The sequence below is a fragment of the Neomicrococcus aestuarii genome (genome assembly GCF_014201135.1).
GTDB classification, from domain to species: domain Bacteria; phylum Actinomycetota; class Actinomycetes; order Actinomycetales; family Micrococcaceae; genus Neomicrococcus; species Neomicrococcus aestuarii.
This window is the reverse complement of record NZ_JACHDR010000001.1, coordinates 447072-460715: the sequence shown is the minus strand read 5'-3', so window position 1 is coordinate 460715 and position 13644 is coordinate 447072. Positions and strand designations below refer to the sequence as shown.

The 13644-nt window shown below is 60.1% G+C and carries 12 protein-coding genes; 4 read left to right on the top strand and 8 right to left on the bottom strand.

Translation table 11 applies throughout. The features are described from left to right. Positions 1-7 precede the first annotated feature (7 nt). Complete coding sequence (locus HD598_RS02055) at positions 8-1174, top strand: ABC transporter permease (RefSeq protein ID WP_183663470.1); 1167 nt, start codon at positions 8-10, stop codon at positions 1172-1174. Positions 1175-1309: 135 nt separating this feature from the next. On the opposite strand, the gene der is transcribed toward HD598_RS02055, so the two are convergent. The 7 genes from der to HD598_RS02020 form a co-directional block, all read right to left on the bottom strand. Then, on the bottom strand, positions 1310-2845 hold the full coding sequence (gene der, locus HD598_RS02050; protein ID WP_183663469.1) for a ribosome biogenesis GTPase Der: 1536 nt from the start codon (positions 2843-2845) through the stop codon (positions 1310-1312). A 101-nt stretch (positions 2846-2946) separates the two neighbouring features. Beyond that, the gene (gene cmk / locus HD598_RS02045; protein WP_183663468.1) at positions 2947-3684 is read right to left on the bottom strand and encodes a (d)CMP kinase; all 738 of its coding nucleotides are present in this window, start codon (positions 3682-3684) and stop codon (positions 2947-2949) included. Then, on the bottom strand, positions 3684-4826 hold the full coding sequence (locus HD598_RS02040; RefSeq protein ID WP_183663466.1) for a prephenate dehydrogenase: 1143 nt from the start codon (positions 4824-4826) through the stop codon (positions 3684-3686). Before HD598_RS02040 ends, cmk begins: the two co-directional genes overlap by 1 nt. A 7-nt stretch (positions 4827-4833) precedes the next feature. Then, entirely contained in the window at positions 4834-5841 is a 1008-nt protein-coding gene (locus HD598_RS02035; protein WP_071893728.1) for a pseudouridine synthase, read from the bottom strand. After that, positions 5838-6392, bottom strand: coding sequence for an SMC-Scp complex subunit ScpB (gene scpB, locus HD598_RS02030; protein WP_071893729.1), 555 nt, complete (start codon positions 6390-6392; stop codon positions 5838-5840). The genes HD598_RS02035 and scpB overlap by 4 nt, the downstream gene beginning before the upstream one ends. Beyond that, complete coding sequence (locus HD598_RS02025) at positions 6385-7215, bottom strand: segregation and condensation protein A (protein ID WP_183663464.1); 831 nt, start codon at positions 7213-7215, stop codon at positions 6385-6387. The genes scpB and HD598_RS02025 overlap by 8 nt, the downstream gene beginning before the upstream one ends. Before the next feature lie 9 nt (positions 7216-7224). Beyond that, positions 7225-8061 (bottom strand): ParA family protein, encoded by an 837-nt coding sequence (locus HD598_RS02020; protein ID WP_260170607.1) that lies wholly within the window; start codon positions 8059-8061, stop codon positions 7225-7227. Between the two features lie 309 nt (positions 8062-8370). On the opposite strand from HD598_RS02020, the gene HD598_RS02015 reads away from it, so the two are divergent. Then, positions 8371-9597 carry an amidohydrolase gene (locus HD598_RS02015; protein ID WP_183663462.1) on the top strand — a complete coding sequence of 409 codons (1227 nt, stop codon included), beginning with the start codon at positions 8371-8373 and terminating at the stop codon, positions 9595-9597. 128 nt (positions 9598-9725) lie between these two features. Here the strand turns inward: HD598_RS02015 and HD598_RS02010 are convergent, their stop codons facing one another. Further along, a complete protein-coding gene (locus HD598_RS02010) occupies positions 9726-10943 on the bottom strand; it encodes a cation:dicarboxylate symporter family transporter (protein ID WP_183666491.1) in 1218 nt (405 codons plus the stop codon). 244 nt (positions 10944-11187) lie between these two features. Here HD598_RS02010 and HD598_RS02005 point away from each other — a divergent pair, with 244 nt between their 5' ends. Both HD598_RS02005 and HD598_RS02000 read left to right on the top strand, forming a co-directional pair. Then, the gene (locus tag HD598_RS02005) at positions 11188-12915 is read left to right on the top strand and encodes a sensor histidine kinase (protein ID WP_183663460.1); all 1728 of its coding nucleotides are present in this window, start codon (positions 11188-11190) and stop codon (positions 12913-12915) included. Continuing rightward, positions 12908-13612 carry a response regulator gene (locus tag HD598_RS02000; protein WP_183663458.1) on the top strand — a complete coding sequence of 235 codons (705 nt, stop codon included), beginning with the start codon at positions 12908-12910 and terminating at the stop codon, positions 13610-13612. Before HD598_RS02005 ends, HD598_RS02000 begins: the two co-directional genes overlap by 8 nt. The last annotated feature ends 32 nt before the right edge of the window (positions 13613-13644 follow it).

Sequence of the window (13644 nt, the reverse complement as noted above, 5' to 3'; positions counted from 1 at the left end):
GAGAACCATGACCCAACTCGACCCTGCCTCAGAGCACGCGGCGCCCGCATCCACAGCCACCGCTGAACACGCCACGGAAAGCACCGCCCGCGAAGAAAACAGCGGCCACCAAAAGACTCCCTTGGTTGGCAAGCACACCTCGTGGGTCCACGTCGCGCGAACCGCGCTCATTGCAGCAGCGGTTGTCTGCATTGTTCTTCTGGCTTTCGCCTGGCCCAGCGTGACCTCCAAGGTCCAGCATTTGCCCGTTGGCGCAGTGGGTAGCGCGGAGCAGATCGCACAGATCGAGGCACTCGATACCAACGATGCGCTGGAACTCCACACTGTCGCCTCGCGTGAAGAAGCCGTCAGCCTTATTCAAGAGCGCGACCTTTACGGCACCATCATCTTGGGCGACTCCCCCGAGGTGCTGACCGCAAGCGCGAGCGCTCCGGCAGCGGCAGCAACCCTGACTCAGATTGGTACGGGGCTGCGTTTGTCCTTACAGGGTGCGGCTCTGGCACAGATGGAGGCCGCTCTCAAGGCCAGCGCTGCAGGTTCGACGCTTGAGACGGGGAGCATTCCCAGCGACGTCGCGCAGGCTACGAACGTCACGATCACGGATGTTGTTCCTCTTGCCGAAACGGAATCGCGCGGCGCAGGCCTTGCCGTGTCCGGACTCCCCTTGGCGACGGGCGGCATGGAGGGCGGAGCGATGATCTCGCTGTTCGTCTCGGGCACGTGGCGTCGTCTGGCCGCCATCGCTGGCTACGGAATTCTTGCCGGTTTAGGTATCGCAGGAATCTTGCAGGGTTGGTTCCACATCTTGCAAGGCGATTTCATCGCGAATGCTGCTGCCATCACTTTCGGTACGGTGGCAACAGCCGCCACGATTGTAGGCTTGAATTCGCTCATTGGCCGCTTGGGTATTTTGGTGGGCGCCATCATCACCATCTTCGTGGGCAACCCGTTGTCATCGTTGCAGCAACCGCTCGAATTCCTGCCCGGCCTCTGGGGAAGCGTGGGCCAATACTTGGTTCCAGGCGCCAACGGAACCTTGGTGCGCGACCTCTCCTACTTCCCCGCGGCTGATACGTCATTCTCGCTGTGGGTGCCCACCGCGTGGACGCTGCTCGGCGCCATCTTGATGATGGTGGGTCACTTCCGGAACCAGCCGGCGGTTGCGGAAATCTAGGGCGCTACATTCCCAAGCGCCGCCTTCTCAAGCCCGGCGCCACCGCAGAAGCGGGGAAAACGCAAGCGGGCGTCGTCGTACTTTTTCAGGTACGACGACGCCCGCTTGCGTAAGCACTATTACTTGCGGAACAAACTACTTACGTGAGCGCTTCTCACGAACGCGCATCGACACTTCGATCGGCGTGCCTTCGAAGCCGAAGGTTTCGCGCAGACGACGCGTGATGAAGCGGCGGTACCCCGGATCCAAGAAGCCGGTCGTGAACAGCACGAAGCGCGGCGGGCGTGCCGAAACCTGCGTCGCGAAGAGGATTCGAGGCTGCTTACCGCCACGCACTGGGTGCGGGTTAGCGGCAACGAGCTCACCGAGGAATGCGTTGAGCTTACCGGTGGAGATGCGCTTGTCCCACGACTCAAGAGCGGTGTCCAGAGCAGGAACCAAGCGGTCCTTGTGCCAGCCGGTCTTCGCCGAGATGTTTACGCGCGGCGCCCACTCAACGTGTGCCAGATCCTGTTCGATCTCGCGCTCGAGGTAGCGTCGGCGGTCCTCATCCATGAGGTCCCACTTGTTGAAGGCCAGGACAATAGCGCGTCCGGCTTCGATAGCGGTGTTCAGGATACGAATGTCCTGCTCGGACAGGCGTTCGTCAACGGCCAACAAAATGACAGCGACTTCAGCCTTTTCGAGAGCTGCCTGGGTGCGCAAGGACGCGTAGTAGTCAGCGCCCTGAGCCATGTGCTGACGGCGGCGAATACCAGCGGTATCCACGAAACGCCAGACGCGGCCACCGAGCTCAATGAGCTCATCCACAGGGTCACGAGTGGTGCCGGCGAGGTTATCAACCACCACGCGTTCGGAACCAGCAAGCTTGTTCAGCAGCGAGGACTTGCCCACGTTCGGGCGGCCAATCAACGCAACGCGACGCGGTCCGCCGGAAGGGATCATGCCACCGTAAGCGGAGTGCTCGGGCAGCTTCTCCATGAGGTCATCAAGGAAGTCAGCCACACCGCGACCGTGAATCGCAGAAACCGGGTACGGCTTGCCCATGCCCAAGGACCACAGCGCGGCGGCTTCTGGCTCTTGGTTGAAATCGTCAATCTTGTTGGCGATCAAGAACACGGGCTTCTTGATGCGGCGCAGCAACTTCACGACGCCTTCATCGGTAGCCGTTGGACCCACGGCGGCGTCAACAACGAACACCACAACATCTGCAAGGTCAGCGGCAATTTCAGCCTGCTCAGCAACGCGAGCGTGGATGCCCTTGGCATCGTGCTCCCAGCCACCGGTGTCAACGATCGTAAATTCGCGACCAGCCCACTCAGCTTGGTAGGTGACGCGGTCGCGGGTGACGCCAGGGACGTCTTCCACCACGGCTTCGCGGCGGCCCAAAATACGGTTGACGAGGGATGACTTGCCCACGTTCGGGCGGCCAAGAATGGCGACCACGGGAGGGATGACTTCGTCCTCTTCAACGAAGTCATCATTGGCCGCAGCCAACAGGAGGCGGGCGTCTTCGTCTTCTAGTTCGTAGTCTTCAAGCCCAGCGCGGAGGGATTCCGCGCGGAGATTGGCTTCTTCTTCGGAAATCGCGTCGAGGCGCTCCGCGAGCTTGTCATCCCCTTCCGGGACATACTCCTCGCCAGGCGCGTCGTGGAACGTCGAGTCGGTCATTGGGTGTCCTTCAAATTTCGGAAAGGGTTGTCAATACTGTTCGTGCTCTGTCATCAAACAGGGCAGCACGGGTTGGCCGTCCAGTGAACAGACCTTCTAGTCTATCGGTTTTTGGCGGTAACTTGGCGCGCGACCGATGCCAACACCGCGTCCACCGTCTGAGCAAAATCTAGTTCGGTGGAATCCACCGTGTCCACACCGTCCGCGGCTTCCGTAAAACTCGTGGTTGCGGAGTCCTTTTTGTCGCGCTCGGTCACGATCTGCTTGAGCGTTTCTTTCGAGTACGACGACGCTTGCGCACCTTCCGCCATTGGCGTTGCGGTTGCTGATAATTGCAGTCCGCGACGAGCCAAGCGGGCCTCTTCGCTGGCGGTCAGCAGGATCCGCGCGTTGGCATCTGGAGCCACCACGGTGGTGATGTCACGACCTTCAGCAACGATGCGCGGTGCGGCCTCAATGATGGAGCGTTGCAGTGCGATCAAGTGATCGCGCACCGGCTGGATGCTTGCCACGGCGGAAACGGCCTGGCTTACCCGCTCGGTACGGATGTCCTCGGTCACGTCGATGCCGTTGACGCGAACAAACTCTTGGTCCGGACTCGTGGAAAACTCGAGCTGTCCGTCAAGAACGGTGCCGAGCACCAGGTCCTTGTCGTCCAGATCGATTGCTTGATCCAAGCACCACCACGTAGCAGCCCGGTACATGGCACCTGTGTCCAAGTACTGCGCGTGGAGTTGGCGGGCGGTCTCCTTAGAGACAGAGGACTTACCCGAGCCTGACGGGCCATCGATGGCAACGACCAAGGACTCCCGGGCGGCGGGATCTGCGATGTCCACCATTACTTGACCACTCTCCACTTCAAATTCTGCAAAACCTGTTCGAGTTCGGCTTCCTTGCCTGGAAGCACCGAAATCTCGACCATGCCCACAGGCCGGCCGTTGGCGTGATCCATGCGCAAGTCTTCAAGGTTGATGTTGGCGTCGCCCACATCTTTGAGCAAACGCGCGATCTGGCCCGGGGTGTCATCCACCAGGACGGTGACCACAGCGAAGGACTGCGGAGGCGCGCCGTGCTTGCCCGGAATCCGAGCATGGCCCGCGTTGCCCTCACCGAACAGCTCAGCCAAATCCAACAGCGCACCATCGGCGGATGGATCCTTGAGCGTGCTGATCAGTCGATCGATGTCCTCTTGCATGCCCTCGAGGTGGCCGACGATCTGCGGTGCATTGTGCGCCAAGATTTGAATCCACAAGCGCGGATCGCTTGCTGCGATACGCGTGGTGTCACGCAAACCGTTTCCGGCGAGCGCCAATTGTGAGGACTCCGCATTGAGCAAGCGGCTCGCCAACAACGAAGCAGTAATCTGCGGCATGTGGGAAACTAGCGCCACGGCGTGGTCGTGACTGAGCGGATCCATTGCTGTGGGCACTCCGCCCAAATCAGCAACCAAGGACCGAGCGGTGCGAATCGCACGTTCGCTCGCGCCGTCGTGCGCCGTAATCACCCAAGGGTTCGCCACAAAGAGCTCGCCGCGGGCGGCAGCCGGGCCAGACTTTTCACGTCCGGACATCGGGTGCGTCCCCACGTATCGGGACAACTGCTCCGACGTGAGCTGAGGATCCGCGAGCAGTTGATTCAAGATGCTGGATTTCACCGAAGCGATATCAACCACCACCGCGTGCGGGTAATCCCGAAGCGCTTGAGAAACCACACGAGCGGTCACATCAGGCGGGGCCGCACACACCACGAGCTCCGGCGACAGTTTCTCCCCCACGGGAAGAATGCGTCCGGCTCCCACATCTTGAGCAATCTGCTGAGCGCTCGGAGAAGGATCCTGAAGGTACACCTCAAGTCCAGCTCGAGTCAGGCCCAAGCCCACGCTCGCACCCAACAGGCCCGTTCCCACCACGAGGATGGGTCCCACCAGGTAGGTTGCTGCGGAAGTGGCGGCGGCGTCGTCGTCCTTGAATACTTCGCTCACTGCCGGCTTACAACCCCACGGAGGCCAACAAGTGGCCGACTTCCTGTGGTCCCAACAAACGCACGTTGCCCACCTTCGTGTTGCCCAGTCCAATGGGGCCCACCTGCAAGCGAACCAAGCGGACTACCGGGTGGCCCACGGCGTCGAACATACGGCGAACAATACGGTTCTTGCCCGAGTGCAAAACGACCTCGCACAGGACCTTGCCCGGGCTTGAGTCAACGAGCTTGAAGGAATCCACCTGCGCGAAACCGTCTTCAAGTTCAATGCCCTCGCGCAACTGCTTGCCAATACCAGGACCCATGGGGCCCTTGCACTGCACCAAGTACGTCTTAGGAACCTCGTAAGAGGGGTGCGTGAGACGGTTTGCCAGCTCACCATCGTTGGTCAGCAACAACAGACCTTCAGTGTTCTGATCTAGACGACCCACGTGGAAGAGACGCTCAGCCTGCTGCGGCTTGAGGTAATCCAGAATGGAAGGACGGCCCTCGGGGTCGCCCATAGAGGACACCACGCCCTTGGGCTTGTTGAACGCGTAGTAGCTCAAGCGCTCGTTGAGCTGAATGCGCATGCCATCAACGTGAATGGCGTCCGTCTCCGGGTTCACCTTGGTGCCAAGCTCCACCACGATCTCGCCGTTGACCTCAACGCGGCCTGCGGCAATGATCTCTTCACACTGGCGGCGGCTAGCCACACCGGCGTTTGCCAACACCTTCTGCAAGCGGACGCCATCAGCGGAATCCGTGCGGGAATCCCAGTTTGGCTCCGTCTTGCGCACCGGGCGCTTGGCATTCGGGGTGTTCGGGGTGGTTGCTGGACCCAAGTTGCGTCCAAAACGTTCCTTGCCGAACGCTACCGGGCCCTTGGGACGACCAGCAGAGGAGCGTCCTGCGCCCGACTTGCTGCCGCCCTTAGCACCCTTAGCGCCACCCTTGCCGAATCCTTGACCAGCTCCTTGACCTCTTTGTCCGCGTCCTTGACCGGAAGAGGGATTGGAGCGTGCTCCTTGGCTCATGAAAATTGTCCTTCGGGGTTGTCTTCGAATTCGTCGAGTGCGTCAATGCCCGGCAATAGCGGTGAAATGGGTGGCAACTCGGAAATACTGCTAATACCTAATCTTTCCAGAAAAGCGGGAGTTGTTTGATATAACGTGGCGCCGCTCTCAGGATCTACCCCTGATTCGGTGATTAAACCTCGTGTTACGAGAGTTCTCACCACTGAATCCACGTTGACGCCACGAATCGCGGCGACGCGGCTCCTGCTTACTGGTTGTCTATATGCCACGATAGCAAGCGTCTCCAAGGCGGCCTGCGTCAAACGGCTGGTTTGGCCCTCCAAAACGAACTTTCCAACCAGGTCGCCGAACTGTGGGCGAGAGAAAATGCGCCAACCGCCAGCAACCTCACGCAGCTCAAATCCGCGGCCCTCATAGTCCTGGACCAGGGTGCGCAGTGCGTCTTCAATCTCCTCGGAGGAGACTTCGAGCACTTCGGCGAAACGTTGCACCGTCACGGGAACGTCAGTGACCATGAGGATCGCCTCGAGGGCGGGGGTGAGCTCACTCATTTTGATCCTTCTCAAATTCATCCGTCACAGCATTCACGTCAAACTCTTTTTCGCCCGCGCTCCAGCGGACCACAAGATCTCCCAGCGGGGCCGCTTGATCAAATGCAATAAGGCCCTCGCGGAACAACTCCAAAATGGCAAGGAAACGCCCCACCACCACACTGAGAGAGTCAGCATCCGCAACGATCTCGCGGAAAGCCAACGGCTTCTGACCTTTGAGCATGTCCGCGATCAGCGCCGCTTGTTCCTTCACGCTGACCAGTGGCGCGTGGAGATGCGCTAGCGACACGTGATCCGGTGCGGCGGGCTTTGGCTCCAGTGCCTTGCGGGCGAGTGCCCCAAAATCCTCGAGGCTAAGCTTCCAGACGAGTTCCGGCAACAACGCGGCGAAGTGGGGTTCGAGGCTCACGGAGCGAGGGAACCGCACGGATTCCGCCTCGAGCCGGCGCGAAATATGAGTAGCTGCGAGCTTGAACGCCTTGTACTGCAAGAGACGGGCGAACAGGAGATCGCGCGCTTCGAGCGCGGCCACGTCCTCATCATTCTCCGTCTCACCGCCGGGAATGAGCCTCGCGGCCTTCATGTCCAGGAGGGTGGCCGCGATGACGAGGAACTCGGTGGTTTCATCCAGCACGCGTGCGCCCCACTGTTCGCGCATAGCGCGGATGTGGGCCATGAACTCGTCGGTGACTTTGGCCAGCGCCACCTCGGTGACGTCCAGTTCATGCTTGCCAATGAGATTCAGGAGTACCTCAAAAGGACCCTGAAAATTCTCAAGTGACACGCTAAAGGCCGGAGCCTTGGGTGTCTCCGCTGCGGTCATCGAGAAAGTTTAGGGAGCGCCGCCGCGCGAAATGAGCTCGCGGGCCAGCTGACGGTAGGCTGCGGCACCCGAGTGGTTTGATGCGTAGGAGGTGATGGGCTCCGCGGCAACGTTGGCGTCGGCGAACTTGATGGTTCGGCTAATGGCGGTTTCAAACACCTGATCACCGAAGGCTTCCACCAAACGGCCGATCACTTCGCGAGAGTGCAGCGTGCGAGCGTCATACATGGTGGTCAGCACGCCATCGATCTGCAGCGCAGGATTCAAACGATCCTGAACCTTCTCGATGGTCTCAACCAGAAGCGCCACGGCGCGCAAAGCGAAGAACTCTGCAGTCAACGGGATGATCACGCCGTGTGCGGCGGTCAACGCATTCACCGTCAACAGGCCAAGCGACGGCTGGCAGTCAATCAGGATGACGTCGTATTCGTCCGCGACCTTGCGCAAAGAGCTAGCGAGAACCTGCTCGCGAGCGACCTCGTTGACGAGCTGAACTTCGGCAGCGGAAAGGTCAATGTTTGCGGGGAGGATGTCGATGTTCTCGTAGTCCGTCTCCAAGATGGCATCGCGGATATCCACTTTGCGATCCATGAGCACGTTGTACACCGTGACATCGAGTTCGTGCGGGTTGGTCCCGAAACCGGCGGAGAGTGCACCCTGAGGATCGAAATCCACGAGCAAGACTTTGCGGCCGTATTCGGCAAGCGCAGCGGCCAGGTTGATGGTGGAGGTGGTTTTACCCACGCCACCCTTTTGGTTCACCATGGCAATCACGCGGGCGGGGCCGTGGGATTCCAGAACCGGAGGTTCGGGGAACGTGGTGAGTGGGCGGCCTGTTGGACCCATGACAGGAGGCTCCTTCAGCAGACCCGCTTTCCGCTTTCGCGGCGTCTCTGCCGTGCCCTCCGTCATTGCTTCCACCACGTTTCCATCGCTGTTTTCTACGCTCATTTGCGATCAACGTTAGCCCGTTTTCCTATGAGCCGCGGGAAATTCCGAATTCTCACGGCGAGCCTTTACCTTAAAGTTGAGGTGGAAGGTTGAAGGCTCGGTGTTTTCCGATGTTGCACCCAATACTACAGGCCCAGTGTGACCTCTTCCACGTTGACGGCGTAGGTTGCTTAGAACAGTACCGGCCACCTACAAGGAGAATCCATGGCGCTCCCCCAGTCTCTCGTCCTGACCGACGAGGCATACGAAACCCTCGTGACCAACTACAAGTACTTGCATCAGCACCCTGAGCTCTCCATGGCTGAGCACCAGACCGTGCAATGGCTCGAGGAACAATTCACTGCTTTGGGGCTGGAAACGTTCCGCTGTGCCGGGACGGGGCTGGTTGCCGTCTTGAAGAATGGCGAAGGCCCGACCGTTGGCTACCGCGCCGATACCGATGGACTGCCGGTGCGCGAAGACACCGGACTCGACTATGCCTCGACCGCGACCGCCCTCACGGTAGAAGGCGAAGAGCACCCAGCCATGCACGCGTGCGGCCACGACACCCACATGTCCATGGCACTTGCCACGGCCACCCTTTTCGCGAACGCGAAGGATACGTGGAGCGGCACGTTGGTGTTCATCCTGCAGCCGGGCGAGGAAACCGCAGCCGGAGCCAAGGCTATGGTCGAGGACGGCCTGTGGGACAAGGCGCCCAAGGCGGAGATCGTTTACGGGCAGCACGTCATGGGCTTCCAGGCCGGCAAGGCAACGATCGTCCCGGGCGCCGCCATGGCCGTGGCCGATTCGTGGAAGGTCACCGTCAAGGGCCGCGGTTCCCACGGTTCCATGCCCGAGGCCGCCATCGATCCGATTGTCGCCGGAGCTGCCATGGTGACTCGCTTGCAGACCGTGGTCTCTCGCGAAATCGGCGCTAAGGACACCGCTGTGGTGACGATTGGTACGTTCCACGCCGGAGTCAAAGAGAACGTCATCCCGGACCAGGCGGTCTTCACGCTGAACGTTCGCACGTTCACTCCGAAGGTCCGTGAGAAGGTGCTGGGCGCCATCGAGCGCATCATCAAGGCCGAGGCCGCTGCGTCCGGCGCTCCGGAACCCCTCATCGAAGAGATCAGCCGGTTCCCGATGTGTTTTAACGATCCAGCGGAATCGGAGAAGTTCCTCGGGGAAGCTCAGCAAGAACTCGGCGAGGAAGCAGTCCAGATTGGGCAGTCCCTCATGGGTTCCGAAGACGTGGGAGCGCTTGCGGATGCGCTGGGCGTTCCACTCGTGTACTGGATGCTGGGCGGCTTCGAACTGGATCAGCACTCGGAAGAGAACCCGGTTCCTGGCAACCACAGCCCGTTCTTCGCCCCGGTCATCGATCCCACGCTGCGCACCGGCGTCCGTCTGGCCACCACCGCGCTTTACTCGAAGCTCGGCAAATAGCCGCCCCGTGCGGATCTAGGGCGCCCAAAAATAGCCCCAAAAAAACGGAATACGACGGCGCAGCGTGAGCTTGCGTCGTCGTATTCCGTTAAGTGCGCCCCAGCTAGGGGCGGCACCGGTTATGCCATTTAGTGCTGGTTTTCCAAGAGCGTCGACTCGTCGAATGGTGAGGCGCCGGAAAGCGCGGCGCGGGCCTGATCCGTATCAAGCTCGCCAGTCCACTTGCCGATCAAGAACGTGGCCACAGCGTTGCCCGTGAAGTTGGTCAGCGCGCGAGCCTCGGACATGAACTTATCGATACCCACGATCACGCCCATGCCATCGAGCAGCTCGGGACGGTGTGCCTGCAGGCCAGCGGCCAGCGTGGCAAGGCCAGCACCGGTAACGCCGGCGGCACCCTTAGAAGCGATGATCATGAAGACCAAGAGAGCGATCTGCTCGCCCAAGTTCATCGGCATGCCCATAGCGGTGGAAACGAACAGCGCGGACATCGTTAAGTAGATGGCGGTGCCGTCCAGGTTGAACGAGTAGCCCGTAGGAACAACGATGCCGGCAACGGTCTTGGAGACACCAGCGTGCTCAACCTTGGCCAAGAGGCGTGGCAACGCGGACTCGGAAGAGGACGTCGAGAAGATCAACAAGTATTCGCGGCCCAAGTACTTGAGCATCGAGAAGATGTTCAAGCCGGTCACCAAACGCAGCAAGGTTCCAAGGATCACCACGATGAACAGTGCACACGTGGCGTAGAAAGCGCCCATGAGGATGAACATGGAGCCGATTGCGGCCCAACCGGTAGCGCCCACCACGGCGGCAATTGCGCCGAAAGCGCCGATCGGAGCAACCCACATGATCATCATCATGATGCGGAAGACCACGGCCTGGATGTTGCGAATACCCGTCAACACTGGCTCGCCAGCCTTACCCATGGACTGAAGGGCGAAGCCCACCAAGAGCGCGAGTACCAAGGTAGGAAGCACAGGAATCGAACCCGGGATCATCTCCAGCAAGAACTGGACCGTGGGATCTTCCTTGCCGCCAGCAGCAGTTTCATACGGCTGAAGCTTCAGGCCCTCGCCCGGGTGAATGATGTTGCCCACCACGAGGCCGATGGCCAGTGCAAAGGTAGACATCACAATGAAGTACAAGAGGGCCAAGCCGCCCACCTTGCCCACCGTGGCGGCCTTGGCTACGGAGCCAACGCCCAGCACAATGGTGCAGAAAATGATGGGGGCGATGATCATCTTGATCAACGCGATGAAGCCCGTTCCCAGCGGCTTCAATGACTTACCGAGATCCGGAGCCAAGAGGCCCACAGCTGCACCCAACACCACGGCGGCGATCACCATGATGTAGAGCCAGTGAGTACGGTCCACGTTCTTTTTGGAATTCACGCGGGTGGGTTCCGCGTTAAGATCAGGACCGTTAGGGTCCCGCTGATCGATAGTGCCCAAGGTAACTCCTCATTGAGACAGGTGCGGTTGATGGGGGCAGTGACACTGCACTGCAATGCATCCATCTTGCGACTGGGTGTGTTCCAACTAACCTTTGCGGTCATAATGGTCATGATTCGAATCACAGAAGGACGGTGTTGTGCACCCTTGGAGCATCGCCCGTCGACTCTTCGTCGGGCAGCTAATGTTCATCTTGATCGCCACCTTGTTGGTGACATGGGCTGTTTTTGTGCATAACCGGGACACCGTCTTCAACCTCGAACAAGACCGCATGTTGCACACCGGCCGCCTCATGGAAGGCGAATCCGAGGTCATCCGCGGCTACTCGTCTGCAAATCCCACCGAGATCCTGCAGCCGTACTCGCTGCGCATCATGGAGAGCGCCAATCTGGCATTCGCCACGTTCATGGATACCGACGGGAAGCGACTCACGTATTGGGATCCCAGCTGGATTGGCACCCAGTACCCGGGAAATATTGAGCCAGCGCTGCGAGGCGAAGAATTTACCGAGGTCAGCTCCACGGGCCGCGCGGGCCTGGCCGCCCGAGCCGTCATCCCCATCCAGATCAACGGCGAAATAGTTGGCGTTTTGACGGTGGGTTCGCGTGTCTCCGAGCTGGATATTCTGGCTCAATCGCAAATCCCTGCCGTGCTCATCGGCGCGGGGGTTCTCCTGGTGTTCTCCTCACTCGCGAGCTATCTGTTGGCGCGCTATCTCAAGCGCGTGACATTCGGCATGGGCCCCGAACAGATGAGCACGTCTTTCAACTTCCTTGATACCGCCTTGCACAACGTCACCGAGGGAATTGTGCTGCTATCCCAACACGGTCGCGTGCGCTTGTATAACGACAAAGCCGCCGAGCTCTTGAACTGGCCCATCATCCGCACTAGCGAGCCAGCCATCGACGCGCCGCAGCTCGCACAGCCACAACCCAATGGCACCTCGGGGGCCATGGGCATGCTGATCAATGACACCGAACTTCCCGAAGCGCTCAAGGCCCTCATGATTGAGGGCCGGGACGCCGAAGACGAACGCTACTTCGCGAACGGGCGCATTCTGGTGGTCAATCAGCACCGCATTGACCCGTCTTCTCGCGCCGTTGTCCGCGGCGCCCTCTCCGGCACGGTCATCACGCTTCACGACGCGACGGACGTTCAGGCTCTCTCCGGCGAATTGGAGAACACGCGCTCCCTTACGGACGCGTTGCGTTCCCAAACGCACGAGCATGCAAACCGACTGCACACCGTCTTGTCGCTCTTGGAACTAGGTCAGTCCGATCAAGCCAAGAACGTGGTGAGCGAGGCAGTGGGTGCCGGCGATCAGCGCGAAGGCGCCGCTGGTGTAGCTCCCGTCATGGAAGCGGTGTTGACCGGTAAGGCCGCACAGGCCCGCGAGCGCGGCATTGATCTCGATTTTTCGATTGAGCTCACGCGGCGCACCAATCTGGGTTCGCACATTCTGATTACGATTCTGGGAAATCTCGTAGACAACGCGATGGACGCGATCGACACTGGTGTGGCTGAGCAAGATTCCGCCGAGGATGCCGAACGGTGGATTGAGGTGGATGTTTACGACTCCCCCGCTCAGAACGGCCGCTGGTTGACCATCATGGTGGCCGATTCCGGTCCCGGTATCCCCCAGCCCATCATCGAACGGATCTTTGAGCGCGGCTTCTCCACCAAGGACCACGGTGAAACCGGTCGCGGACATGGACTCTGGCTGGTCAATTCCACTGCGAAGCGCTTGGGCGGAACGGTAACGGTGGCACAAGATTCCGGTACCGTCTTTACGGTCGAGATTCCCATTCCGGATTCTAGAATTACTGGATTAGAAGTAGCGAGTCAGGAAGGTACCAACCGTGGCTGACTTACGAGTGCTGGTGATCGAGGATGATCCCACTACTGGTGCCGTGTACGTCGAGTATCTGCGCAAGGTTCCTGGCTTCGCTCATGAATTCACCGCCAGATCCGTGGCCGAAGCACAACGGTTTCTAGGAGCTCGACTTCGGGAAACGAGCACCTTCGGAATTGACGTGGTGCTCATGGATATTCACCTACCTGACGGCACCGGACTCGACGTCGTGCGATCCATGCGCAACGTGGGGTACGAAGGATCAGTGCTCGCGATGACCGCAGCAACGGATCGGGCAACCATCCGCTCGGCCCGCAATCTTGGCGCGGTCCAGTACCTCATCAAACCCTTTACGTTCGCTGACTTTGAGTCGCGCCTTGCCGCCTTCCGCCAACTATCCACCGAATACACCGGCGGCGGTGAAATCTCCGACCAAGCCGAAATCGACCGCATGTTTGGAGCGCGAACGGAAGCTGCGTCGTCGTCCTTGCCAAAAGGACTCACCGAATCAACGCTGGCCGCAGTGCAAGAGCGGCTCACGCACGCCACCGCGCCGCTCTCCGCCGGGGAGGTGGGCGAAGCCGTGGGCATTAGCCGCGTGACCTCACGACGTTATCTGGAGCATTTAACCCGACGCGGGGATGTCACACGGCAACCGCGCTACGGGACGCCGGGGCGCCCCGAGCACGAATACACCATCACCGCTCCGTAACCGTCTTGTTGGTGGAGCCGCTGTCTGTTCGG